Here is a 25,837-nt window from a genome sequence, read left to right as displayed (position 1 = left end):
AGTGTCAGTGGGTTTCGACCTCACGGGTCAGGCTGTCGAACAGGCCGCGCTCGACGCTGGCCTGCTCATCGCGCAGCGCGTTGTATGCCGCTGCAGCCTGTGCATCGGTGAGCACCAGCGGCTGCAGCTCAGCGTTGCTGCTGGGCAACTCCTGGCCGATCGCGTTCTCCAACGCTTTCTTGACCGAGGCCGACAAGGATGTAATGGGCTGGAGCTCCACGGTCTCACCATCCAACTGTGCTGCGAAGTCCCGGCAATACTGCAGGTATTCAAGGCCGGGTCGCCAGAACTCGGTGACCGCCTCGAACTGTGAGGCATTGGCACGCCGGAGACTGAGCTGCCAAGTCGGCTGCTCGACGATCCATTCGCGGACCTGTTTCGGGTCTTGGTCCAGGCGCGTCACTTCCTTGGTTACATTGGTCTCTATCTTGCGCGACAGTTGGGCGGTCGGCCTGTAGAGCATGTTATCGCTCGGCTCTGGGTAGTCCAGATCGTCAGCGAGTGTCTGGCGCAGTGCAAGGCGGATCTCTATGTCGTCGACCGGCCCGTCTAACAACACCTGATCCGGAACAGCGGCCGGATCGTCCAAGTCATCGAGTGCAGGGATGTCTTCGCCGTTACCCTCCAGTACCCGCTGCAGGGCGGCTTTGCGCAGGCTGCGGGCAAGGGCAATGCGATCAGCCAGGTTGTTGACCTGCTCACGACGGTAGCGCTGGCGTAGCAAGGTCCATTTGTCTCTGAGACTGAAGTCGCCTTGGTTGATCTTCTGCAAGCTGACCTCCGTCTCCAGTGCGCTGAACGCATCGGTGCCGGCGTCACCGCAACTGGTGGGGTACTGCTCAGCGACATCGTTGAGCTTCTCGCGAAGTTCAGTACTTTCACCAGCCGCTTCAAGCAATGCCCAAACCCGCCTGCGTATGGCGACGGGTTGTTGCTGACTGTCCGCCGACTCACGCAACAAGCCCAACTTGTCCAGCAGCGCCTGGTTTTCGCCTGCTCCGAACAGATCCGCCCAGAGGAGACGTTGCGCTGGCGTGGCGTCGGTCTGCATGAATGCTTCTGTCGGGCTCATTACACCTTCGTGCTCGTGGACAACGAGCTGGATACGCGCAAGCCCGGAGCGGGCCTCTCGTTCCAGCGCGTTGTAGTTGAAGCTCCAGCGCAGGCCCACCTGGCGCGCCCTGATGCCCTGGGCGAAAGGCGTGACGAGGATGTTGTCGAGGTCGGGCAGGGTGCTGATGCGGTTTCTCGACAGGTCGAGCTCGCGCAACTGGTACTGCCTTTGACTCATCAGGGTCGTCAACCCTTGTGGCCATTGCTCCAGGTTGCAACGGGACAAGTTCAGGTGCGACAGCCGAGCCATATAGCCAACATCAGGTGCCACGCCAAGAGGGTTGCCTCGCAGGTTCAAGTGCCGTACGTCGACCATCTGCCGGAAACGCCCGGCACTGGTAGCATCGAGAGTGATGTGATTGTTGTTCAGGTTGAGGGTTTCAAGGCGGCGGGCGGCGAGAAAGTCGATATCTGCGGCACTCAGGGAGAGTGAGTTGTACCCAAGGTCCAGATCACGCAGATAAGGCATGGCGGCCAGGGTTTCCTGCATCTGCATGCTTAGCCCGGTCAGCCCATTGTCGACGAGTACCAGCCTGCGAAGGTTTGGAGCCGCTCGCAGGGCCAGTGTCAGGGAGGATTCGCCTATCTGCGGGTTGCCGAGTATCTCCAGTCTTTCCAAAGCTGGGAAGCAGTCAAGCAGGCCGGGTTGCAGTGCCGTCAACCCCAGCCGATTGAGCCTTAATGTACGGACGTTCGGGAAGCGCGCCGAGATCCTGGGCAGTGTAGAGACCTCATCACCCAGTGCGATGAGCTCCAGTTCGCGTGCCTGCGTATTTCGCCAAGCGGCCATCAGGTCCCAGCCTATGCTGCCGGTATCTATGCCGGCCTCCCATGAAGCTTGCGTCCATTGGTCAATATCCCTGTTGAGCGTGCGCCACTCGTGTTCGAGACGAGCAATGTTGTCGCGCAGTACGCGGCCTTCGCCCAGGGTCGCTATCAGCTCATTGATCCGTGCGTCGGTGGACCCGGGGTACAGTACGCGGAGTCTTGCCCGCGGACCTGGCACGCCACGGCCACTGAGCGGATAGCCCAGCCGACCGTCACTCAGGCGCAGGGGAGAGCGGAAGCCAGGCCTGACCGGTTGCTGGCCGATCAGTTGGCGTGCCTTGTTACGGTCGGCTGTGGCGAGCTCGAACAGCGCGGCATCTGCCTTTGGTGGTTGTGTCTGCAGGCCGTCGCGCAGGATCGCGGTATCCGTGGTCGCCAGGTCGGACTGTTTCAAACCGAGGATGGCCCGATCCAGACGGATGCTGGCTTGCAGCAGGCGCGCTTCCTCGGCGACGCGCAGAGGGATGCGTCCATCATGGCTGTTCATCCTCACACGCTCCTGGGGGCTGGCACTTTCGACGATCTCATCCACCGCCACCTCGGGCAGGCCGGGGAACTGCTGCGACAGGCGTTCGGTCGCCAGTGAAGTGTGTTCGACCTTGGCCGCGCGCAGGCTGGCAAAGATCGACTGGCGGTCAGCTTCGAGCTGGTTGGCGAGGCGCTCCTGCAAGACCACTACCTGGGACGTCTGTTCAGCTCCGACTGGTGCAAGGTGCGAGGCCTGTTCGGCATCCATCTGAGCCAGCACGACGCTTGCTAGCTCGCCATTCTCCAGCTCCTCCCTGCTGAGCTGCACCACATGATCGTCGGGCCTGCTGGCCCTGGGGTAGGTGATGAATTCGCCTGCACGCTCGTTCCCTGCGAACACTTCCAGAACGTGATCGCTTGGCCATTCTGGCAGTTGGGTCAGGGCATTGAGAGCAAAATTCTTGTGCGCGGGCAAGCGCGTTCCTTCGCGAACGCTGCGTGTCAGGCCGGAGATTTCCTCGGATGTGCGCAGACGCTCGAAGGCGTCCAGTAATTGTGCAGGCGTACGAGTATTTTCCATCAATTGGCGACGTAGCACGTCTGCGCCCAATCCGGTGCTGAGCAGCGCGCTGTTGCGTTGCTCTACGCTGAGACTGCGTGCCACCGAACCCTGGCGCTCGAGCAGGGTGTCGCTGTCCCATGCCAGGGGATTTTCGTGCGCCACGCGCCAGGCCCCGGCGTCATTGTGAACGAGCAGAGGGCTGTAGGCGTGCGGGTTGCTTGGGTGGCGTACGCGCCACTGGCCGTCCATGTCCTGGAACTGCTCGTAGAGATCTTCGCCCAGGCGTACATAGGTCTTGTCCTGGTAGACATATTGACCCCGTGCGTTGGGTTCGAGCTCGGACGGGAGTTGAAGGTCACTGGCGTATCCCCCCATGTTCGGGCTCCACAGCCGTTCCTGGCCATTGACGTGAATGCTTTGCATCGAATCGACGAAGTGCGATTGCAGTACCGCGCCACCTGCCACCGTGCCAACCAGCAGGCCGGTATTGATCGCCAGCGACTTCAAGTGCGCGATGGCTTGGGCATTGTCGTTTTCTTCCCAGGCGTGGAGCGCGTCGAATACCGATTCCATCATCTGCGCGCCGACCACCAGGGACATGACGGGGTTGAGCCCTGGTATATAGGCGGCGGCGATGTTGAGGATGTCCATCCCGATGACAGCCCAGAACTCGAGGCGCTCCAGACGGGCTTGGGCATCGACGTCGGCGGTCGGCACTGCGATCGAGCGGGCATCGGCCTTCATACGTTTGACATGGCGTCTCTCCAGCTCACTCCACGGACTAGACGGCAGGTCCGTAAGGCTGGTGTCCAGGTTGACGGTGGTCCGCGCGATCAGCGCCGCATCGTTCGCTGTCGGGTTGCTGTACAGCGCATTGCGCAGCCGCGTGCTGAGTGCAGGTTGCACGGCGTGTGCGGTGTACCCGATGAATGTCTGGCGTACATTTGCATCGAGCAAGCGTGTGCGCAGGTGGATATGACATTCGGCCATTGATTTGAATTCTCTCAGCGTTTCGCTGCTGTTCCCCGGAAGGTAGAGCACCACGCATCTGGCCTTGGGGGTCACAATCGAAATCAGCATGAGTTCGTACAGCTCAAAACCGAAAACACTGAGCGACTGGCACTTGACCTCGTGTGTCTCGCTCCCGTCCGTGGGCAAATCGGCGCAGAGCTCGTGCAGGGCGGTGTATGTCGTCTGGCTGATGTCGCCTTTGAGGTAGGCGATACGAGCTTGCACCCTCAGCTCGTCCCGGCGCGCAAGCATTGAATCTTGCCTGATCTGCTCGGCATTGCTGCCGTCATAGATCGAGGCCAGGTGCGCCTGGTACTGCTGACCCAGATCCAGACGCCGCGTCAGGACGATGAAGTCCGTCAGGTTGTGGATCAGGAACTCTCGATTATCACCCTTGAAATGCCGCAGGCCGGCGAATCGGGGTCTGTCTTGCTCGCTCTTGAAGTTGTGCAGTGCAGCAGCCAGCACGGAGCGATAAACAGGAGTGCCTGTAGGGGTGTATACCGTTTCCGTCTGGCCGGGTTTTGGTAGTTCGACCTTGGCAGCTTGCGTGTAGTACTGCATGACATCGACCGAATGCTCCTCGCCATCGGGCGTGCGCTCATTGCTGAAGTACTGTTGCAGTAATGGCCGACAGAAATCGCTGATGCCCTTTAGCTCCGCAAGGCTGGCTTGCAGGGCGCGCACGCTCTTGGCGCGCTGGTCGAGTGCATTGCGCAGGGCCGCCTGATCTTCGGGGAGTGCCGAGGCGTACCAGTCATACGCGTGACCGCTGGGGTAGAGGTGGGGGCTGCGCTGTGTGTCCAGCAGCGCACTGAAGTGCTGCGGATGCAGGTCCTTGCTCCAGTTCGGCAAGGTGCGCAGGATCTGTTGTTCATGCTGGTAGGGAAGGCTGCTCATGGAATGCTCCGTTCGTGGGGAGCGTCCATTGGACGGCCCAGGAGGGCGCGCGCGCCTGTAGATGGCTAGCACCTGATCGTGAATTGTCCTGTCTGCGAGGGATCGGTTATGGTGCTGCGATGCCCTTTCGAAGCGACGACCAGGAGCTGCCCCCATGCGTCCCTTTGCCATTCGTCATATCGATCATCTGGTGCTGCGCGTGCGCGATCTTCAGCGCAGTGTCGCCTTTTACCGTGACGTGCTTGGCTGCCGGGTGAGCAAGGAGCGGCCGGACTTGGGCATGATCCATCTGGCCACCGGTACCGCGATGATCGATCTGGTGAGCCTGGACGGTGAGCTGGGACGCCCGGGCGGTGCTGCGGCAGGCGAGAGCGGGCGTAACCTGCATCACTTCTGCCTGCGTATCGAACCGTTCGACGAGCAGGCGTTGACCCGCTACCTGCAAGCCGCCGGGGTTGCGGTCGATGCCGCCGAAGTGCGATATGGCGCCGAGGGCGAGGGCCTGTCGCTTTACTGTTATGACCCCGATGGCAACCAGGTCGAGCTGAAAGGGCCTGTTGGCGAGCAGGCTACCCGTCCCTAGCGTCATCAAGGGCGCAGTGGATATCCGCGCAATCCCGATTATGCTTCAACGTACCTTGCTGCGATTCTGGGCAGCCCGCCCTGTCGTGCTTCGCGCAACCGTAGTCCTGCTTAGACCCGGGGCCAGGGTGCGATGCTGTTTTTCTGAGGTACTCCGGCCTGACAAGAACAAGACGGAGGCAACCCATGGCGGCAATCGACAGCACATCGACAGGCAGTGCGCCCCAACGCGGCATCAGTCGGGAGGAGCGCAAGGTCATCTTCGCTTCATCCCTGGGCACCGTGTTCGAGTGGTACGACTTCTACCTTTACGGCTCGCTGGCGGCGATCATCGCCAAGCACTTCTTCGCCGGCGTCAACGAAACCACCTCGTTCATCTTCGCCTTGCTGGCGTTTGCTGCAGGCTTTGCCGTGCGGCCGTTCGGGGCCGTCGTGTTCGGCCGACTCGGCGACATGATCGGGCGCAAGCACACCTTCCTCATCACCATCATCATCATGGGCCTGTCCACTGCCGTGGTCGGGATACTGCCCAGCTATGCCAGCATCGGCGTGGCGGCGCCGATCATTCTCATCTCCCTGCGGCTGCTGCAAGGCCTGGCGCTGGGCGGCGAGTACGGTGGCGCAGCGACCTACGTGGCCGAGCACGCACCGCCCGGCAAGCGTGGCTTTTTCACGTCGTGGATCCAGACCACCGCCACCTTGGGCCTGTTCCTGTCGCTGCTGGTGATCCTGACCTGCCGCACGGTGATGGGTACCGAAGCGTTCGAAGCCTGGGGCTGGCGGATTCCGTTCCTGATCTCGATCCTGCTGCTGGTGATTTCGGTGTACATCCGCATGCAGCTCAACGAGTCGCCGGTGTTCCTGAAGATGAAGGCTGAGGGCAAGGCGTCCAAGGCGCCGCTGACCGAATCCTTCGCGCGTTGGGATAACCTCAAGGTGGTGATCATGTCGCTGCTCGGCGGTACTGCCGGGCAGGCCGTGGTGTGGTACACCGGGCAGTTCTACGCGCTGTTCTTCCTGTTGCAGACCCTGAAGATCGACCCCCAGACCGCCAACTTGCTGATTGCAGGTTCGCTGTTGATCGGCACGCCGTTCTTCATCCTGTTCGGCAGCCTGTCCGATCGCATCGGGCGCAAGAAGATCATCATGGCGGGCTGCATCGTTGCCGCGCTCACCTATTTCCCGATCTTCAAGAGCCTGACAGAGTACGGCAACCCGGACGTGTTCGTCGCTCAGGAGCAGAATCCCGTCGTGGTGGTGGCCGACCCGGCGCAGTGCTCGTTCCAGTTCGATCCGGTGGGCAAGGCCAAATTCACCAGTTCCTGCGATATCGCCAAGAGCCTGCTGGCCAAGCGCGCCATCCCCTATGAAAACGAACGTGCACAGCCCGGCAGTGTGGCGCAGGTGCGTATCGGTGAACGGGTCATTGCAAGCTTCGAGGGCACAGGGTTGGCGGCGGCCGAGCTCAAGGCCCAGGGCGATGCGTTCACCGCGACCCTGACCGGCGCGCTGAAGGAGGCCGGCTACCCCGAAAAGGCTGACCCGGCGAAGATCCACTACCCGATGGTGTTGCTGCTGCTGACGCTTCTGGTGATCTACGTGACCATGGTCTACGGCCCCATCGCTGCCTGGTTGGTGGAGCTGTTCCCGGCGCGTATCCGCTACACATCGATGTCGCTGCCTTACCACATCGGTAATGGCTGGTTCGGCGGTTTCCTGCCGACGGTGGCCTTTGCCATGGTGGCGGCCACGGGGGATATCTACTACGGGTTGTGGTACCCGATCGTCATCGCGGTGATGACCGCGGTTCTGGGTATCTTCTTCCTGCCTGAGACCAAGGACCGGGATATCAACCACGCCTGAAGAAACGGCCACTCCTGCAGTTCTTGCAGGAGTGGCCTTGTTTCGCGAGCACTGGCCGCTAGGCTGCAAGCCAGTCGCGAATCTGCTCCAGCGTGGCAGTCGCGCCACCGCAGACGATCATCAGCACGTTGTTGTACTGCGCCAGGCGCTCGGGTGCGTAGGCCAAGGCCAGCGCTGCGCCGCAAGCAGGTTCTACCAGTATCCGGTGATCGTGCAGAAAGCGCTCGCAGGCCTGGAGCGCCGCATGGTCGGTTACTCGCTCGCTGTGCAGTGGATGGTTTTGTGCGCAGGCCAGCGCCTGGTCCGCCACACGCTTGGCGCCCAGCGAGGTGGCCACCGAAGTGATGGCCGGCAGTTCCACCGGATGGCCCCCAGCGATGGCAGCGTGCAGTGATGCGGCACCTTCGGTTTCCACCGCCAGCACTGGCACGTCGTGCCAGCCATTGCGCTTGAGCCCCTCGACCACGCCGCTGAGCAGTCCGCCGCCCCCTACCGACAACACCACTGCATCGGGTTTGAGCCCAGCCTGGGCGACTTCGTCGATCATGCTGGCATGTCCGGTCCACAGCAGCGGGTCGTCGAACGGGTGGATGAACGCATCACCCGCGCCCAGCAAGCCTTGCGCATGCTGGTTGGCTTCTTGCCACGAGCTGCCTTTGACCACGACCTGGGCGTCTTCGAGTTTCAGCAGTTCGATGGCGCGCGTGCTGGTGGTTTCCGGCACCACCACGGTTACCGGCACGCCGAGCTTGCGCCCGGCATAGGCCACGGCGAGGCCGGCGTTGCCTCCGGAAGACGACACGAAGTGCCGGGCGCCACGTGCATGGTGCACTTCGCAGGCATGGCCTACGCCGCGCAGCTTGAAAGAGCCAGAGGGCTGCAGTGCCTCGAGCTTGAGCCACAGGGTACGGCCGGCGGCCAGTGACAGCGGGCGGGATTCGATCAAAGGGGTCTGGATATGCAAGGTCATGGCGGGCTCCGCATTCAGCGTTCGCGGGCAGCCGGCGTGGCGTCGCCGCGCAGCTGCTCCAGGTAGTTGTAGATGGTGTAGCGGGTCACGCCCAGGGCGTCGGCAGCCTTCTCCACGCCACCTTTGACGATGAACAGGCCGCGCTCCTGCATCACTCGTACGGCCTCGACCTTGGCTTGCTTGTTCATCCGCCCTCGGCCCGAGCGCTGCAGCGAGTCCTGGATGATCTCGCTCATCAGCAGCGTCATGTCGGCCGCCTCACGGGGCGGGTGTGTGTCCGGGAGGGCGCCGAGTGGCTGAAAGTGCTGGAGAAAGGTTATGGCGGCATCAAGGCCGGTAATGTCGGTGTTCACACACAGGCTGGCGAACGGGTGGCCGCCGCTGTCGCGAAAGATTGCCGTGGCGCTGCGCAGCGTGCGCCCCTTGAGGGTTGTAGGGTAGTCCGGCAGCACCACCGGCTCGCAGCCGTCCTGAGTACGGCCGGCGTGCATCAGTGCCTTGAAGCCTTGGTCCTGTTCCGGTGCGGCCAGGATCGGGCTGCCCACTCGACGGCCCGAAAGATGGCCGTTGACGATGGCGATCACCGAGTGCTCGGGATTGTCGAGGTCGTGCAGGAGGATTTCCAGGTTGCGCGGCGCAACGCTGCCCAAGGCCTGGAGCGCAGCCTTGAGGACGGTGAGGGTGAGCTGGCGTTCTTGCTGAAGAGGGAGTGCGGGCATGGGAAATCGCCAGATTCTTAATTGTGTTGAATTTTACACAAATAGTTGAATCTGGCGAGTGTGGCTTGCGTTCGGACTTTAGCCCAGTGGTGGCGTGCGCGGTGGAATCACCCGGCGCGAGCCGGTGGCTTCGAAACCTGCGGCAAAGCGCAGCAGGGCATTGTCGTCATAGGCCCGGCCAGCGAAGGTCAGGCCCACTGGCATACCGATGTCGGCCATCACGCCCATCGGTACGGTCACTGTCGGCACACCCAGATGACGGATTGCCAGGTTGCCATTGGCGACCCAGATCCCGTTGCTCCAGGCGATGTCTGCCGAGACTGGGTTGATATCGGCATCGGCCGGGCCGACATCGGCGACGGTGGGGAACAGCACCGCGTCCAGCTTGTGCTCGTCCATCCAGTCTTCCAGGTCCATCTTGCGCGTTTGCTCCAGGCCGCGCAGGCCGTCCGGGACGGTAGCGATCTGATCCCAGGACTTGAGACCACGCTTGGCCATGTTGACGTATTCGTCCATGCCGGCCGCCAGGTCGTCTTCGCGGTTGGGCAGGGTGCCCGGATCGTGCGGGAAGATCTTCGGCCCGTCGACGTCAGCCAGACGGTTCAGCTTGGGGTCGTTGTTGGCGCGCAGGAAATCGTCGAAGGCCCAGCCGGACAGTTCCCACAGCTCGTCGTGCAGGAATTCCTTGCTGACGATACCGCGGTTGTACACGGTCGGCGCGCCCGGACGATCACCCTCGCAGTTGGAGACCAACGGGAAGTCGGTTTCGACCACTTCGGCGCCTGCCGCCTCCAGCGCTTTGCGGGCTTGCTCCCAGAGGTCGATGACGCTGGCGCGGGTGTTGATACGCTGGCCAGTCGGGCCACCAATGCCGGGTTTTTCCGAAGTGCCGGCCTCGGCGTCGGCATTGATGTACATGCGCGGTACGGCAAAGCGCTTGCCTTTGAGCGCGCCGGCACCGACGGCCAGGTCGAGGTAACTGGTGGGGCGCACGCTCGAGGCTGCCGGGATCGGCACCCAGGGTTGCATGCGCCACAGGTCGCCACGGGTATCGGCGTCGTCGGCCACCACCACGTCGAGGATTTCCAGCAGATCGGCCATGGTCCGTGCGTAAGGCACGACCACATCCATGGTTGGCGTGAGCGGCCAGTTGCCGCGCACCGAGATCACCCCACGCGACGGGGTGTAGGCGCACAGGCCGTTGTTCGACGCCGGCCCGCGACCGCTCGACCAGGTTTCCTCGGCCAGGCCGAAGGCGCTGTAGCTGGCCGCCGTGGCGGTACCGGCGCCATTGGAGGAGCCAGAGGCGAAGGGGGCGGTGAGGTAGGCCGCGTTGTACGGGCTTTCGGCGCGGCCGTAGACGCCGCGCTGCATGCCGCCGTTGGCCATGGGCGGCATATTGGTCTTGCCCAGGCAGATCGCCCCTGCAGCGCGCAGGCGCTCAACGGTGAACGCGTCGCGCTGGGCGACCAGATGCTCGAATGCCGGGCTGCCGGAGGCGGCGGTCAGGCCCTTGACCAGGTAGCTGTCCTTGGCGGTGTAGGGGATGCCGTCCAGCGGGCCAAGCGTGGTGCCGGCGGCGCGACGGGCGTCGGAGGCCTCGGCTTCCTTGAGCGCTTCAGGGTTGCGCACCACGACGGCGTTCAGCGCGGTGGCGGTGTCGGCTCCATCGTAGGCGTCGATACGGGCCAGGTAGGCCTTGACCAGTTCGACCGCCGTCGTGCGGCCGGACTCGAGCGCGTTGCGCAGCTCGGCAATGGAAACCTCGGTTACCTCGATCATGCTGTCACCAAAATGTACAGGTGGATTTTATGCAGGCGAGTGTACAAGAAGCCCTGCGCGGGCGCAGGTTTGCACCAGGGAAAAACCTGTTTGCAGCACGGCATGTGCGGGCAAGAGGGCGTGTGCTCAGGGGGGGCGCTTTGAAAAATTCAGAAACATCCGATATGTCACGACGGGCAAAACCATCAGCGTCTACCGTTTGTCGTAGCTAACCGTGCGCATGAAGCGCCCTGATGGAGATTACCCGTACATGGCAAGTCCGCCCGAGCAACCTCGCAAGCCCACCATCAACCCACCGGTTTTCTGGATTTCCGCGGTCCTGCTGCTGATTCTGGTGCTGTACGCCAGCGTGTTCCAGGCCCATGCACAGGCGTTGTTCGCCCATATCCAGGGCTGGATCATCGTCAATGTCAGCTGGTTCTACATTCTCGGTGTGGCGCTGATTCTCGGCACTGTGGTGTTTCTGGGTATCAGTCGCTACGGCGATATCAAGCTCGGCCCCGACCACAGCACCCCCGACTACAACAATGCCACCTGGTTCGCCATGCTGTTCTCCGCAGGCATGGGCATCGGCCTGATGTTCTTCGGTGTCGCGGAGCCTGTGATGCACTTCCTCAAGCCACCGCTGGGTGAGGGCGGCACGGTGCTGGCGGCGGGCGAGGCAATGCGTATCACCTTCTTCCACTGGGGGCTGCATGCCTGGGCGATCTACGCCATCGTCGCACTGATCCTGGCCTATTTCAGCTATCGCCACGGCTTGCCGCTGACCTTGCGCTCGGCGCTCTACCCGCTGATCGGCGAGCGCATCCACGGGCCACTGGGGCATGCGGTCGACATCTTTGCGATCATCGGCACGGTATTCGGCGTCGCCACTTCGCTGGGCTTTGGCGTGTCGCAGATCAACACCGGGCTCAATGCCCTGTTTGGTGTGCCGGTATCCATTCCGGTGCAGATCGCGCTGATCATCGGTACCACGTTCCTGGCCACGTTGTCGGTGATGTCCGGGCTGGACAAGGGCATTCGGCGGTTGTCCGAGCTCAATCTGGGCCTGGCGGTGCTGCTGTTGCTGATGGTGATGCTGCTGGGGCCGACCGTACTGATCCTGCAGACCTTCGTACAGAACACGGGTGGCTACCTGAGCGAGATCGTCAGTCGCACGCTCAACCTCTACGCCTATCAGCCCACCGACTGGATCGGCGGCTGGACCCTGTTCTACTGGGGCTGGTGGCTGGCCTGGTCGCCCTTTGTCGGGCTGTTCATCGCGCGTATCTCGCGCGGGCGCACCATCCGTGAATTCGTGACCGGCGTGCTGCTGGTGCCGACTGCGTTCACCCTGCTGTGGATGACGGTGTTCGGCAACACAGCGATCCACATGATCCTTGACGAGGGGTTGACCGACCTGGCCGCGGCGGTGGAGCAGGATACGTCGCTTGCACTGTTCGCCTTCCTCGAGCATTTCCCCTTCGCCAGCATCATCAGCACCCTGGCGGTGGTCATGGTGGTGGTGTTCTTCGTCACCTCGGCCGATACCGGCGCGATGGTGGTGGACATGCTGGCCTCCGGCGGCAAGGAGGGCACACCGATCCGCCAGAGGATCTTCTGGGCCTCAAGCATGGGCATCGTCGCCATCGCATTGCTGCTGGCCGACGGCCTCAAGGCGCTGCAGACCGCGACCATCGCCAGTGCGCTGCCGTTTACCCTGGCGTTGCTGCTGAGCATGCGCGGGCTGCTCAAGGCGCTCAAACTCGACGCCACCAAGCGTGACCTGCGCTACCAGGCGCTGGCTATCTCGCCGACGGCTTCGCGTGCTGCGGGCAACTGGCAGCGACGTCTGCGCACCCTGGCGATGTTCCCGCGCCGTTCACATGTGCAGCGCTTCATCGCTGACGTAGCGCTGCCGGCCTGCCAATCGGTGGCCGAGGAGTGGCGTCGCCAGGGTTATGAATGCAGTGTCGAGGAAGGCGAGGCTGGCCGAGTGACGCTCAAGGTCGGGCCGAGCGATGAGGTGTTCGTCTACGAGATTCGCCCACGCGCCTATGCCATGCCCAGCTTCGTCCTGAGCGATGCCGCCGGGGAGGAGCGCAAGTACTTCCGTGCCGAAGTGCACTTGCGTGAGGGCGGGCAGGACCACGATGTGATGGGCTGGTCGAAGGACGAAGTGATCGGCGACATTCTCGATCACTTCGAACGGCACCTGCACTTCCTGCACCTGGTGCGTTGACGCGTACCTGTGGGAGCGGGTTTACCCGCGAAAAGGCCATCACGATGGCCGGTGTTCGCGGGTAGAGCCGTTACTGCAAGTCTGCCGCCGAGTGTCGCTCCGGCACCTGGCTTTGCTCGTCACCCCAAGTGCGGTTGACCCGGGTGCCGCGCTGCACGGCCGGGCGCCGGGCGATTTCTTCGGCCCAGCGCTGCACGTGCGGATATTCGTCCACCGCCAGGAATTCGGCCGCGCCGTACAGGTTGCCGCGCACCAACTGCCCGTACCACGGCCATACGGCGATGTCGGCGATGCTGTACTCGTCGCCACCCAGGTAACGGCTCACCGCCAGGCGTCGCTCGAGCACGTCGAGCTGACGCTTGGCTTCCATGGTGAAGCGGTTGATGGCGTACTCGATCTTTTCCGGCGCATACACGTAGAAGTGGCCGAAACCACCGCCCAGGTAAGGCGCCGAGCCCATCTGCCAGAACAGCCAGTTCAGGCTTTCGACGCGGGCGGCTGGGTCTTTCGGCAGGAAGGCACCGAACTTTTCCGCCAGGTGCAGCAGGATCGAACCGGACTCGAACACCCGCACCGGCGGCTCGACGCTGCGGTCGAGCAGGGCCGGTATCTTGGAGTTCGGATTGACCTCGACGAAGCCGCTGGAGAACTGGTCGCCATCACCAATGCGGATCAGCCAGGCGTCGTATTCAGCGCCGCTGTGCCCCAGGGCCAGCAGCTCTTCGAGCAGGACCGTGACCTTGACGCCGTTGGGCGTGGCCAGCGAATAGAGTTGCAGGGGATGCTTGCCGACGGGCAGGACCTTGTCGTGGGTGGGGCCGGCGATCGGGCGGTTGATGCTGGCGAACTGGCCGCCGGCTGCGGCGTCGTTCTTCCAGACCTTCGGTGGGACGTAGGGGCTGTTGCTCATCCGATGAAATCTCCTGATGGTCTTCGATCCCATTGCGATCGCCTGATGCGATCAGGGTGCGATTGGCCAAGACTAGGGCAGGAGAAGTGGTTAAGGGAAGTGAAGTATTGCGCAGGGGTTATAACCGCCGCGCGTCTGCCAGGGGCTTGCAGACGCGCAGCGGTCTGCATCAGGCCACGGGGATCAAGGGGTCGGCTGCGGCGAGGGCCGCCTTGCGATCGGCCGCAGGCGGGTAGATCCAGATGCTGTTGATCTGGCTCTTGAGCGCCTTGGCCTCGTGCTTGTCCTCCGGCGGGCTGACCTTGCGGTCCCAGCCTTCGGTGTACACCGCACCCCAGGCACCGAGGTCCAGGCAGGTCACGTACTTGGGCTGGCTGTAGGTCATCGGCGCCACGCCGATCAGCTCGGCAGCAGCGTTGTTGCCGGCATAGCGGCCCAGCGGAATGGCGTGCTGGCAAGACATCACCGCAAAGTTGCCCATCTCGTCGCACGCGGCATAGGCCACGTCACCCGCCGCGTAGACCGCCGCGTTGCCCTTGACCTTGAGGGTGCCATCCACATGCAGGCGCCCTTGCCGGTCGCGCTCGCCGCTGACCTGTGCGGTGAGCGGGTTGGCCAGGAAGCCGACGGTCCAGATCACGGTATTTGCATCGATGCGCTGCCCGTTGTCCAGCGTGACGCCGGCGGCGTCCACTGCGGCCACTGACGCGCCGCAGATCCACTCCACGCCCAGCGCTTGCGATGCCTGGACGATCGCCGGGCTGATGCCGTCGCCCAGCGCCGCACCGATTCGTGCACCGCGATCGACCACCACCACGCGATGCTTGGCCTGGTCGCCGAGGATCTTGCGCAGCCGTGCGGGGAGTTCAGTGGCGGTCTCGATACCGGTAAAGCCTCCGCCGGCAACCACCACGGTATTGCGTGCCGGTGTATCGGGTTGGGTAGGCAACGACTTGAGATGCTCTTCCAGGCGTGTGGCGCTGTCGATCTTGTCGACATCGAAGACTCGCTCGATGCCCGCAAGCGCCGGACGATTGAGGATGCTGCCGCACGCCATGATCAGCCGGTCGTAGGCCAGGGTCGCCTCGCTGCCATCTGCGCTGCGATAGCCGACGCGCTGGCCTGCTTCGTCGATGTGGTGGGCCGTACCTTGTACGAAGCGCACGTTTACTGCGTCGAACAGCGCCTGCAACGGGGCAGCCATCTGGTGAACGTCAGGCTCGTAGAAGCGTGGGCGGATGTGCAGCTCGGCCTGTGGTGCGAGCACCGTGATCTGGACGTCGTCGCGTGCGTGCAGGTCGAGCTGGCGCGCAGCGCCCAGGGCGCTCCAGAGGCCGGCGAAGCCTGCGCCGAGGATCAGGATCTGTTTCATCGTTGTGCTCCTGGAAAATTCCGGATACCGCAAATTATGGGTGTTGTCGGTAACGGGCACGGCATGCGATGACGCAGGAAGGGTCGCTCGAACGGTTGGCGGCGCAGTGCGGTTCGCCTGACTGGCCGAAGTCGATGATGAGGCTTGCTGGCGTCGCACGGCCGTGGCCCGACAGGCGTAGCCGCAAGGCTCGATCTGTCACGGCGATGCTACGTGCGCTGCCGGGGCGGCCCTAGGTCAAAGATCCCTGGATTTCGGCCAGTGGCACGCTACGGGCAAAACGGGCGCGATAATCGCGTGGGCTGACCTGCAGGTGACGCTGAAAAGCCAGGCGCAGGCGTTCTTCGTTACCGAAGCCGCACAGGCGGGCGATCTGCTCGATACGCTGCGCGGAGGTCTCCAGCAGGCGGCGCGCGGCTTCCACGCGAAACAGCTCGAGGGTCTTGGCGGGGGTGCGACCGGTCTTTTGCTTGTACACCCGGGTGAAGTTGCGCAGGCTCATGTTCGCCTGGTCCGCCAAGCGCTCCACGCTCAGGCGCGGGTCGCCCAGGTTGTCGTTGATCCATAGGTGCAAGGCTTCGAAGGCTGCGCTGTCTTCACCCTGGACCTTGAGCAGTTGGCTGAACTGGGTCTGGCCGCCGGGCCGCTTGAGGAACACCACCAGTTCCCGTGCCACCTGCATGGCGACCTCCCGGCCACAGTCGGCCTCGACCAGGGCCAGTGCCAGGTCGATGCCGGCGCTGACGCCGGCCGAGGTCCACAAATGCTCCTGTTCGACGAAGATCGACTCGGCATCGACCTGCACCTCAGGGAACAGCCGCTGCAGGTCGTCGCACATCGCCCAGTGGGTGGCGGCACGACGCCCCTGCAGTAAACCGGCCGCGGCAAGCAGGAAGGTGCCGCTGCACACCGATGCCGTGCGTCGTGCCTTGTGGCTGGCGTGTCGCAGGGCTTCGATCAACTCGCCCTGGTCAGGCAGCAGCCCGATCATCTGCGGTGCTCCGGGCACCACCAGCGTGTCCAGGGCCTGGTCGAGCAGGACTTGCAGGCATTCGCTGGCCACCGCCAGGCCCTCGGCTGTGGTGATCAGCCCACCGCCAAGACTTGCCGTACGCACTTCATAGCCTGGCAGCCCTCGTTCGTTGCGGGCCTTGCTCGCCGCCCAGAACACGGTCTGTGCGCCCGTCAGGTCAAGCAGGCCCATTTGCGGGTAGGCGAGGAACAACACTCGACGCGGCAGGTCGTGGCAGACGTGGGGGGTATCCGGGAAGCTGGCGGGATGGGTCATGGGCATGTCGACGCTGGAAGGACGTCTACATGGTACTGCACCGCGGGCGAGGCCGCGGTGCCGAGCTGCCGGGTGGCGTGCCTTACAGGTCCAGCACCAGCCGTGCGCTGCGCGCGCGCGACACGCACAGCATCATGGTCTGCTGCGAGGCTTTTTCCTCATCGCTCAGGTACTGGTCGAAATGTTCGGCTTCGCCTTCGAGGATGGCCGTCTCGCAGGTGCCGCACACACCTTCGCGGCACAGGCACTCGACCTTGGCCGCCTTGGACTTCTCGATGGCCTGGAGGATGGTCATGCCTTGCTCGACTTCAAGTTCGGTGCCCGAGCGCGCCAGCACCACGGTGAAAGCGCTGCCGGCGGCAGGGGCGGCAGCGGCGAACTGCTCCCAGTGCACGCGTGACTCGGCGATCCCGGCTGCTGCGGCACTGGCGATCACTGCGTCGATCAGCGGCTTGGGGCCGCAGACATAAAGGTGCGCATCATCGGGCAGGTTGGCGCAGAGGGCGGCCAGGTCAAGCTTGCGCTCGAGGCTGTCGATGTAGAACCGTGTGCTGTGCGCATGCGGGCCATTTTCCAGGTCGGCCTGGAAGGCGCCGTGCTCGGGGGCGCGGAAGGCGTAGTGCAATTCATAGGGCGTCGCGCCGCCTTCGAGTTCGTGCAGTTGCGCCAGGAACGGGGTAATGCCGATGCCGCCGGCGATCAACACATGGCGACCGGCCTCCGGCTCCAGGGCGAACAGGTTGTTGGGGCTGGAGATGGTCAGCTCGCTGCCCACCTCCACCTGGTGATGCATGAACGCCGAGCCGCCCTTGGACTGCTCCTCGAGGCGCACGCCGATCTGGTAGCTGGACAGTTCGCGCGGGTCGCTCATCAGTGAGTAGGCATTGCTGAACTGGCGCCCGTCGGCACCTTGCATCTGCACGATGACGTGGCTGCCACCGGTGAAGGCCGGCAGGGCGGCGCCGTCGGCGCGGGCCAGGGTGAAGCGCTTGATCAGCGGGGTGGCTTGCTCCACGCCGGTGACCTTTACCTTGAACATTTCGTATTGCTTGGCCATGGCGTACCTCGACAGCAAAGCCCCGCGCCAGGCCCTGGCGCGGGACGAACTTCGGGAAATCAGTCGTCCAGGTGGGCGACGGCGATCAGGTTGTGGAAGTGGGCAATACCGTGCTCGCTGACACCGCTGCGCTGCTGGTCGACCATGATCCGGCCCTGGCCACGGTAGCCGCGGGACTTCAGGCCCTTCTGCACGCTTTCCACCAGGCGCAAGTCTTCTGGGCGGAACACCTCGCGGTACCAGTCGATGAGTTTTTGCTGCTCTTCGCTGATGTCCTTGTTGAGGAAGTAGATGTCGTAGTGTTGCAGGGTGGTTTCAGCATCGACCGGGAACTCGTAGATCACGGTCATGAAGTCGGCCCCTGGCGGCACGTTGAACATGGTGCACGGCCAGGCCCAGAAGCCGGCGAAGGACGGATCCTTGACCGATTCGTCGAACGTGAACGACTGCTCCGAAGGTGTCGCCACGCCGTACTGCAGGGTCCAGTTGCCATGCAGGCTATGGCTGTACTGGCCGACGTCGACCGACGCGGAGAAACCAGGATGGGCTGGGGCGCAGTGGTAGCACTCCAGGTAGTTGTCGACGATGGATTTCCAGTTGGCCGGGGTGTCGCTGACGAAGCGCGCCGCCAGGTGCAGGTCGTCGATCACCGGGCAGGCCGCGCGCATGCGCTGCTGCAGGCCTGGAAGCTGGTCTTCGACCGAGCCTGCGTCGTTGTCCATGTTGATGAAGATGAAGCCTGCGTATTCCTCGACGCGCAGCTGCACCAGGGTGGAGTTCTGCTTGTCGAAGTTGACCACGTTCTCGCAGTTGCGCGCGTGGGCCAGTTCGCCGTCGAGCTTGAAGGTCCAGGCGTGGTAGGGGCAGGTGATGACGTTCTTGGCCTTGCCGCTGCCTTCGAGCAACTGATGGCCGCGGTGCGGGCAGACGTTGTAGAAGGCACGCAGTACATCGTCGCGGCCGCGCACGACGATGATGCTTTCGCCGATCACTTCGCGCGTGATGTAGGCATTCTTCTCGGCAACCTCGCTACCGTGGCCGACACAGATCCAGCTGCGGGCAAAGATGGCTTCCTTCTCGTGCTCGAACACCGAGGCCTTGGTATAGAAGTTGGCCGGGATGGTGTAGGCCTCTTCAGGGTTGGTGCAGAAGTCGGCGGGCAGGCGTTTGAAATCGTTCATGGCTGTCTCTCGGTTTTATTTTGGGTTAACGCGTATCTGTCAGTTAACAAGCAGGGCAAAAAAATTTTCGATCCCGTGTCGAGCATCCTCGTAGGAGCGGGCTTGCCCGCGAAGAGGCCCGCCCACTCACCACATGCTCACCGCCGATCAGTGAACCGCCGCCGCGCTGCGCGGTGCTTTCGCGGGCGCTTGCTCACCGGCCAGGCGCGCCGCTTCTTCCTCGATGCGGTAGGCCGGCATGTCGCCGTAGTCCGCGGCAAGCCATTTGAAGAATCCGTAGATCTTCACCAGCAGGATCACCATGAACGGTATCGCGGTCAGGACCACAGCGGTCTTCATGGTCGACAGCGAGGCCTTGGCGAACAGCATGGCCAGCGGTACCAGGGTCAGCACCACGCACCAGAACAGGCGCAGGGTCGGGCTCGGGTCGTCGCCTTCGCGCAGGTTGCGTGTGCTGGTGGCGGCTACGGCGTAAGCGGCGGCGTCCATGTGCGAGGCACAGAACACGGCCATGATGAACAGGTACGCCGCCAGGAACAGCGTGCCCCACGGCAACGCCAGCAGCAGGTCGGTTACCGCCGCTTCGCCGCCCAGTTCACTGAGCATCTTCGGCACGTCGATCTGACCGTTGATGAACTGGTGCATGCTGTAGCTTTCCAGCGCGCCGAAGAAGAACCAGCAACCGAAGCTGCCGCCCATCAGCAGGGCGAACACCACTTCCTTGATCTGCCGGCCGCGCGATACACGGGCGACGAACATGGCAACGCCTGGGGCATAGGATACCCACCACAGCCAATAGAACACTGTCCAGTTGCGGGTGAAGGCGCCGTCGCCGGCCGGGTCGGTGAACAGGCTCATGTGCACGTAGTGCTGGAACATCAGGCCGACGGCGTTGGCTGTGTTGTTGATGGTGAACTGGGTCGGGCCGACCAGCAGCACCACGCCGGCGAACACCAGGGCGCCGATGCAGACCATCTTCGACAGGCGCTGCAGGCCGCCATCGATACCGATGTAGGAGCTGAGCGAGAACAGCAGCGCCACCGCGCCGATCACCAGCAGTTGCACGGTGAAAGTGTTGGGGGTGCCGGCCAGGTCCGACAGGCCGCGGGTCAGGGTCGAGGCGGTCAATGCCAGCGACACGGTCAGCGCGCCCATCATGGTCAGCAGGAAGATCAGGTCCACTGCGCGGCCAACGGGGCCGGTGGCCTTGAAGCCGGTCACCGCTTCGATGATCGAGGCCAGGTTCAGGCCGGTCTTCTTGCGTACGTGGAAGTGGTAGGCCAGGGCCAGCGATGCCAAGGCGTAGATCGACCAGGCGCTGATGCCCCAATGGAAGAACGAGTAGCTGATGCTGTATTCCAGGGCCTGGGCGGACATCGGTGCGATGTTCAGGCCGGGTGTCTGGTAGTAGTAGGCCCATTCCATTACGCCCCAGTACAGGGTCGAGGACCCCATGCCAGCGCAGATGAACATGAACACCCAGGTGGTGGTGGCATATTCGGGTTTGCCACTGCCCAGGCGGATGTTGCCGTACTTGCTGAAGGCGATGTACAGCACCGCGAGGGTGCTGGCGAACACCAGCACCTGAACGCTGGTGCCGAAGGTACGGGTGGACAGTTCGAACAGCTGGTTGGCCATGCCTTCTGCCTGAACAGGGAAGGCTGCGAGGCCGATCACGGTGAGCAGTACAGCAAGCAGGCTCATGGCAATCAGGAACACGTCGATCTTTTTGTTATCGGGGGACATCAATTGTCTCCTGGAGCTTTTCTTGTAGTAGGAGTCAGGCGTTGGGGAAGTCCGTATCGGTGAGGCTTTTTTACTCTGTTAACCATTGATTAACACAAATCCATTGGTTAACGAAAAGTGTGCATGGATTTGTCGAGGGCCGCAAGAGGATCGTCGGACAATCCTGATGGCGGGTTTTGTGGCGATGTGGTCAAAGCGAGGCTGGTGCAGTTCCGGTGAGCGCGCGAAGCCGGCTCTATCCCTATGAGAGCGGCGACCCGCCGCTCTCACGGATATCCATACTGCTGGTCAGGCGCCGAGCAGTTCGGCGATGGCCTTGCCGACCTCTTGGGTCGAACGGCTGCCGCCCATGTCGCGGGTGGTGTCGCCGTTGGCGATCACGGTCTCGATGGCCTTGAGGATGTCATCGTGAGCGGCCTGATAGCGCGCGTCGTCGCCGTCCTTGCCGAGGAACTCGAGCATCAGCGCGCCGGACCAGATCATCGCGATCGGGTTGGCGATGTTCTTGCCGTAGATGTCTGGCGCCGACCCATGCACCGGCTCGAACAGCGATGGGAACTTGCGTTCGGGGTTGAGGTTGGCCGAGGGCGCGATGCCGATGGTGCCAGCGCACGCCGGGCCCAGGTCGGAGAGGATGTCGCCGAACAGGTTGGAGGCCACCACCACGTCGAAACGTTCTGGCTGCAGCACGAAGCGTGCGCAGAGAATGTCGATGTGCTGCTTGTCCCAGCTGATCTCGGGGTAGTGCGCGGCCATTGCGGCGGTGCGCTCGTCCCAGTAGGGCATGCTCACGGCCATGCCGTTGGACTTGGTCGCCGAGGTCACGTGCTTGCGCTCGCGGGTCTGGGCGACTTCGAACGCGTACTTGAGGATGCGGTCGACGCCGCGGCGGGTGAACACCGATTCCTGCAGCACGAATTCGTTGTCGGTGCCTTCGAACATGCGTCCGCCGAGCGAGGAGTATTCACCCTCGGTGTTCTCGCGGATCACCACGAAGTCGATATCACCCGGCTGCTTGTTGGCCAGTGGGCAGGGCACGCCAGGGAACAGGCGCACCGGGCGGATGTTGACGTACTGATCGAAGTCGCGGCGGAACTTGAGCAGCGAGCCCCACAGCGAGATGTGGTCGGGCACCTTGTCTGGCCAGCCGACGGCACCGAAGAACAGCGCATCGAAGCCCTTGAGCTGTTCGAACCAGTCATCGGGCATCATCTTGCCGTGGGCCAGGTAGTAGTCGCAGCTGGCCCATTCGAAGAACTCGAATTGCAGGTCCAGGCCGTGCTTGCGTGCCGCGGCCTCGACCACGCGGATGCCTTCGGGGAGGACTTCGTTGCCGATGCCGTCACCCGGGATGGCGGCGATTTTGAAGGTCTTGGTCATGACGTGCATCTCGTGTGTGGGAACAGATGCGGCTCATGCTATAAGGAGGCTATTCAGAGATAATCCATCCATTCATTTATTATTAGTGTACATATCGTGAATAATCTGCCTAACCTCGACGACCTCGATATCTTCCTGCACGTGGCCCGTCGTGCCAGCTTTGCTGCAGTGGCGGACGAGCGCGGCATGTCGCCGGCGTTCGTCAGCAAGCGTATTCGGCTACTCGAAGAAAGCCTGGGCGTACGCCTGCTGCATCGCACCACGCGACGGGTGACGGTGAGCGAGGAGGGCGAACGGGTCTATCAGTGGGCACAACAGATCTTCAATGCGCTTCAGGGCATGGACGACGATCTCAACGCCGGCCAGCGCGAGCCTGCCGGGCAACTGCGCATCGCCAGCAGCCTGGGGCTGGGGCGACGTTTCGTGGCACCAGCACTGTCGGAGCTGGCGGCGCGCTATCCGCGCCTGGACATCCGTCTGGACGTGCACGATCGGCTGGTGGACCTGATCGCCGAAGGTGTCGACCTGGACATTCGCGTGGGCAACGTCATCGCACCGCACCTGATTGCCAAGCCTCTGGCGCGCAATCGCCGGGTGCTCTGCGCGGCGCCGGCCTACCTGGCCCGGCACGGTACACCGCGCACCTTGGCGGAGCTGGCCAGCCACGACTGCCTGGTGATCAAGGAACGCGATCATCCATTCGGTCTGTGGCACCTGGAGGGGCCCAGTGGCGAAGAAAGCGTGCGGGTGACCGGGCCGCTGTCGAGCAACCATGGCGAGGTGGCGCACCAGTGGTGCCTGGATGGGCGCGGAATCCTGTTGCGCTCGTGGTGGGATGTGCACGACAACCTGGTCGATGGTCGGTTGGTACAGGTACTGGAGGATTACCAGCAGGCGGCGGACATCTGGGCGGTGTACACCGCGCCCCTGGCCGGATCGGCCAAGGTGCGGGTGGCGGTGGAGTTCTTCCGGCAGTACTTTGCCGAGCGGTATCGGTTGCCGGGGTGACTTCGGTCTCTGCCCTCGACGGCCATCGGCCCTGCAGGAGTGGCCTCATGTCGCGAAAGGGCTGCGCAGAAGCGCCCGATACTCTGTGTATCTGCACAGATCCTGGACCCGCTACGCGGCACCTTTCAGGACACAAGCAGCGATTAGGCGCTCCGACTTGCCGCGAGGCGACCGCTGCAAAACCGCTCAACCCTTGCGCAAACAGCTGACTGTTGCGCAACCCTTGGCCGCAACTGTGCTGGTCGCTGTCGACGGAATACCCTTATGCTGTAACGAAATATGTCTAGTAAAGCCTGAGAGAAGGAACACCGAAATGCCAGTCAAGGACCTGCTGATCGCCCTGGTGGTGATCATTGCCTGGGGCGTCAACTTCGTGGTCATCAAGGTCGGGCTCGACGGCCTTCCGCCCATGCTGCTCGGTGCCTTGCGTTTCATGCTGGTGGCGTTTCCGGCAATCCTCTTCATCAAGCGTCCGAACCTGCCTTGGCGTTGGCTGATTGCCTATGGCGCGACCATCTCGCTGGGGCAGTTCGCCTTCCTGTTCCAGGCCATGTACAGCGGCATGCCCCCGGGTCTGGCTTCGCTGGTGCTGCAGTCGCAGGCGTTCTTCACCCTGGGTTTCGCCGCGCTGTTTCTGGGCGAGCGCTTGCGCCCGGCCAGTGTGCTCGGGTTGCTTGTGGCGGCCGGCGGCCTTGCGGTGATCGGCAGCGAAGACAGCAGCCATGTGCCATTTGTGGCGCTGCTGTTGACCCTGTGCGCCGGCGCCATGTGGGGCATGGGCAATATCATTACCCGTCGCTTCGGCTCGGTGGATCTGGTGGCCCTGGTGATCTGGGGCGGGTTGATTCCGCCGCTGCCGTTCCTGGCGCTGTCGTGGTGGTTGGAGGGGCCGGAGCGTATTGGCCATGCGTTGGCCAACATCGGCATGAGTTCGGTGCTGGCGCTGCTCTACCTGGCGCTGGTCGCCACCATGCTCGGCTACAGCCTGTGGAGCACATTGCTGTCGCGTCACCCGGCCGGCAAGGTCGCGCCATTTTCGCTGCTGGTGCCGGTGATTGGCCTGAGCTCTTCGGCCTGGCTGCTCGGCGAGCGCCTCAGCGCCGCGCAGGGTTGGGGGGCGCTGCTGGTGATGCTGGGGCTGCTGATCAACGTCTTCGGGCCTCGCCTGAGCCAGCGCCTGCGAGCTGCCAGCGCGCACTAGCGCTGTTCAGTGCAAGGCTCTGTTAGGATCTGGGGTTTTCCAGAACCACGGAGCCGCGCCCATGATCATTTCCACTACCAGCCAGCTCGAAGGTCGCCCGATCGCCGAGTACCTCGGCGTGGTCAGCGCCGAATCGGTGCAGGGCGTCAACTTCGTGCGCGATTTCTTCGCACGTTGGCGCGACTTCTTCGGCGGTCGCTCGCAAACCCTGGAAAGCGCATTGCGCCAGGCGCGCGAGCAAGCCACCGAGGAGTTGCTGGAGCGGGCACGTCGCTTGCAGGCCGATGCAGTGGTTGGCGTGGACTTCGAAATCAGCATGCCGTCCGTACAGGGCGGAATGGTCGTGGTGTTCGCCACCGGCACGGCTGTGCGCCTTAGATAGCGGCCAGGTGCCATTGGTCGGGCAAAGGACTTTCGTCCGAGTGGTCTGCAAATGACCGACTAGTCTCATTTCTACGGGCCGTGTTTCTCTGGGCAAGCAGGTTGCTTGCCGACGCGGACGCCTTTGGAGGGAGACAGGGCATGAGCGAGTCCTATATCGAAGACCTGAACGACGCATTCCCGATCAATAACCAGGTGCGTTGCGGCCAGACGGCCTTTCACCTGGGTTTTGCCAACATGACCCACGACGAATCCGAGCAGCTTCAGCCGGCCCACTTGCAGCGCAGCAAGAAAGGGCGTTTCACGCCACGGGTGCCAGCCAAGAAATCATCCTGACGCCTCATTGATCCCATTGCGTGAGACCGCGCCGGGCATGAAAAAGCCCGGCCTTGCGGGCCGGGCTCAAGTAGCGGTGTACAACTCAGTTGAGTGGGTCGATCACCTTGACGGCCTGCTGCTCACGGGCAGCGGGCCATTCTTGTTGCAGGGTCATGAGCACGCGTTCGACGAACTGAGTGTCGGCGGCGGCCTTCTTGCCGACGTAGCCCTGGCCACGGCGGTAGACCTTGAAACGGGCGCACATGCTGTCGGGCATATGCAGGTCGGATTCGTCTTCGACGGTGTTGGCCGGCAGGCGGTCGAGGCGGACCTCGCCGGTCTGGCTGACCCACAGCAGGTGGTCGTCGAGGCTGTCCTTGCGCGCGGCGAACAGCTGGGCCAATTGGTCGATCGTAGGATTGTTGTTCAAGTTCATCATAAAGCCCCCATTACCCATTCGTTGGTGATTTTCACAGTTGGCGCCACAGCGGTGTAGCGCTCTACCAAGGCTGCTACAGCAGCATCGCAACAGGGGCTTTCTCACGCTGCCTTTTGGACAGTTTCCCTCTCCACGAACGGCCTGCGTTACCGCGCAGGCCGTCTGGAATACCCTTGCCACCGCTCCCGATCAGGGAGACGGCCTCATCATGCACAAGGCTGGGGAAGGGCGTCAATGGTTTTGTAGTGAAAATTTCTTCTCACTACATCTTGTCGGACAATCCTGCTTTGTCAGGGGAATAGCGTGTACTTGAGGTCATTGCTTTCAAGGAGTTCGCAGGTGATTGTGTGAGGGCTGGCAGGTGCTTGCCTGAAGGTTTTTAGCGCCTATGAGATCGAGCGCCGCCCGCGCGGCGCTTCGCGGGCAAGCCCGCTCCTACAGTTTGTTTCGGACCAGTTATGCCTGTGCCACAGGCGCGCGACCGCCTGGTGTGTACGACTCGATATCGCGCCGTGCGCAAAAGGGGGCGCGCGAAAA

Annotated in this window: 19 protein-coding genes; 7 read left to right on the top strand and 12 right to left on the bottom strand. The window is 63.1% G+C overall.

The window, feature by feature from the left end:
* Positions 1 to 4: 4 nt before the first annotated feature.
* Positions 5 to 4,882, bottom strand: coding sequence for an NEL-type E3 ubiquitin ligase domain-containing protein (locus F6X62_RS21720; RefSeq protein ID WP_178117579.1), 4,878 nt, complete (start codon positions 4,880 to 4,882; stop codon positions 5 to 7).
* A gap of 154 nt (positions 4,883 to 5,036) precedes the next feature.
* On the opposite strand from F6X62_RS21720, the gene F6X62_RS21715 reads away from it, so the two are divergent.
* Together F6X62_RS21715 and F6X62_RS21710 are read left to right on the top strand one after the other, a co-directional pair.
* On the top strand, positions 5,037 to 5,465 hold the full coding sequence (locus F6X62_RS21715) for a VOC family protein (protein WP_054893758.1): 429 nt from the start codon (positions 5,037 to 5,039) through the stop codon (positions 5,463 to 5,465).
* Between the two features lie 185 nt (positions 5,466 to 5,650).
* On the top strand, positions 5,651 to 7,327 hold the full coding sequence (locus tag F6X62_RS21710; RefSeq protein WP_153774656.1) for an MFS transporter: 1,677 nt from the start codon (positions 5,651 to 5,653) through the stop codon (positions 7,325 to 7,327).
* 58 nt (positions 7,328 to 7,385) lie between these two features.
* Here the strand turns inward: F6X62_RS21710 and F6X62_RS21705 are convergent, their stop codons facing one another.
* From F6X62_RS21705 to F6X62_RS21695, 3 genes are all read right to left on the bottom strand, one after another.
* A complete protein-coding gene (locus F6X62_RS21705; protein WP_153774655.1) occupies positions 7,386 to 8,297 on the bottom strand; it encodes a pyridoxal-phosphate dependent enzyme in 912 nt (303 codons plus the stop codon).
* A 14-nt stretch (positions 8,298 to 8,311) separates the two neighbouring features.
* Positions 8,312 to 9,016, bottom strand: coding sequence for a transcriptional regulator (locus F6X62_RS21700; RefSeq protein WP_153774654.1), 705 nt, complete (start codon positions 9,014 to 9,016; stop codon positions 8,312 to 8,314).
* Between the two features lie 78 nt (positions 9,017 to 9,094).
* Positions 9,095 to 10,798, bottom strand: coding sequence for an amidase (locus F6X62_RS21695; RefSeq protein WP_153774653.1), 1,704 nt, complete (start codon positions 10,796 to 10,798; stop codon positions 9,095 to 9,097).
* Positions 10,799 to 11,048: 250 nt separating this feature from the next.
* On the opposite strand from F6X62_RS21695, the gene F6X62_RS21690 reads away from it, so the two are divergent.
* Positions 11,049 to 13,019, top strand: a complete 1,971-nt coding sequence (locus tag F6X62_RS21690; RefSeq protein WP_054893763.1) for a choline BCCT transporter BetT — start codon at positions 11,049 to 11,051, stop codon at positions 13,017 to 13,019.
* Positions 13,020 to 13,089: 70 nt separating this feature from the next.
* Here the strand turns inward: F6X62_RS21690 and yghU are convergent, their stop codons facing one another.
* The 7 genes from yghU to F6X62_RS21655 form a co-directional block, all read right to left on the bottom strand.
* On the bottom strand, positions 13,090 to 13,929 hold the full coding sequence (gene yghU, locus F6X62_RS21685) for a glutathione-dependent disulfide-bond oxidoreductase (protein ID WP_153774652.1): 840 nt from the start codon (positions 13,927 to 13,929) through the stop codon (positions 13,090 to 13,092).
* Between the two features lie 169 nt (positions 13,930 to 14,098).
* Positions 14,099 to 15,301 (bottom strand): NAD(P)/FAD-dependent oxidoreductase, encoded by a 1,203-nt coding sequence (locus F6X62_RS21680; protein WP_153774651.1) that lies wholly within the window; start codon positions 15,299 to 15,301, stop codon positions 14,099 to 14,101.
* 232 nt (positions 15,302 to 15,533) lie between these two features.
* A complete protein-coding gene (locus F6X62_RS21675; protein WP_153774650.1) occupies positions 15,534 to 16,589 on the bottom strand; it encodes a GlxA family transcriptional regulator in 1,056 nt (351 codons plus the stop codon).
* A gap of 82 nt (positions 16,590 to 16,671) precedes the next feature.
* Positions 16,672 to 17,646, bottom strand: coding sequence for a PDR/VanB family oxidoreductase (locus F6X62_RS21670; RefSeq protein ID WP_054893766.1), 975 nt, complete (start codon positions 17,644 to 17,646; stop codon positions 16,672 to 16,674).
* A 59-nt stretch (positions 17,647 to 17,705) separates the two neighbouring features.
* Positions 17,706 to 18,827 carry an aromatic ring-hydroxylating dioxygenase subunit alpha gene (locus F6X62_RS21665; RefSeq protein ID WP_153774649.1) on the bottom strand — a complete coding sequence of 374 codons (1,122 nt, stop codon included), beginning with the start codon at positions 18,825 to 18,827 and terminating at the stop codon, positions 17,706 to 17,708.
* 147 nt (positions 18,828 to 18,974) lie between these two features.
* Positions 18,975 to 20,573, bottom strand: coding sequence for a BCCT family transporter (locus F6X62_RS21660; protein ID WP_153774648.1), 1,599 nt, complete (start codon positions 20,571 to 20,573; stop codon positions 18,975 to 18,977).
* A 288-nt stretch (positions 20,574 to 20,861) separates the two neighbouring features.
* Positions 20,862 to 21,953, bottom strand: a complete 1,092-nt coding sequence (locus tag F6X62_RS21655; RefSeq protein ID WP_054893769.1) for a tartrate dehydrogenase — start codon at positions 21,951 to 21,953, stop codon at positions 20,862 to 20,864.
* A gap of 96 nt (positions 21,954 to 22,049) precedes the next feature.
* Between F6X62_RS21655 and F6X62_RS21650 the strand changes: the two genes are divergently transcribed.
* The 4 genes from F6X62_RS21650 to F6X62_RS21635 all read left to right on the top strand — a co-directional run bounded on the left by F6X62_RS21650 (position 22,050) and on the right by F6X62_RS21635 (position 24,879).
* The gene (locus F6X62_RS21650) at positions 22,050 to 22,961 is read left to right on the top strand and encodes a LysR substrate-binding domain-containing protein (protein ID WP_153774647.1); all 912 of its coding nucleotides are present in this window, start codon (positions 22,050 to 22,052) and stop codon (positions 22,959 to 22,961) included.
* Positions 22,962 to 23,274: 313 nt separating this feature from the next.
* Entirely contained in the window at positions 23,275 to 24,162 is an 888-nt protein-coding gene (locus F6X62_RS21645; RefSeq protein ID WP_153774646.1) for an EamA family transporter, read from the top strand.
* A gap of 61 nt (positions 24,163 to 24,223) precedes the next feature.
* Positions 24,224 to 24,544: a YbjQ family protein gene (locus F6X62_RS21640; RefSeq protein WP_063544738.1), complete on the top strand. Its 321-nt coding sequence runs from the start codon at positions 24,224 to 24,226 to the stop codon at positions 24,542 to 24,544.
* A 140-nt stretch (positions 24,545 to 24,684) separates the two neighbouring features.
* Positions 24,685 to 24,879, top strand: coding sequence for a hypothetical protein (locus tag F6X62_RS21635; RefSeq protein ID WP_153774645.1), 195 nt, complete (start codon positions 24,685 to 24,687; stop codon positions 24,877 to 24,879).
* 85 nt (positions 24,880 to 24,964) lie between these two features.
* Here F6X62_RS21635 and F6X62_RS21630 read toward each other — a convergent pair whose 3' ends face one another.
* Complete coding sequence (locus F6X62_RS21630) at positions 24,965 to 25,300, bottom strand: hypothetical protein (protein WP_054893774.1); 336 nt, start codon at positions 25,298 to 25,300, stop codon at positions 24,965 to 24,967.
* Positions 25,301 to 25,837: the final 537 nt, after the last annotated feature.

The sequence above is a fragment of the Pseudomonas sp. MNR3A genome (assembly GCF_009650575.1).
Taxonomy (GTDB): domain Bacteria; phylum Pseudomonadota; class Gammaproteobacteria; order Pseudomonadales; family Pseudomonadaceae; genus Aquipseudomonas; species Aquipseudomonas machongensis.
This window is presented reverse-complemented; position numbering and strand designations above follow the sequence as displayed.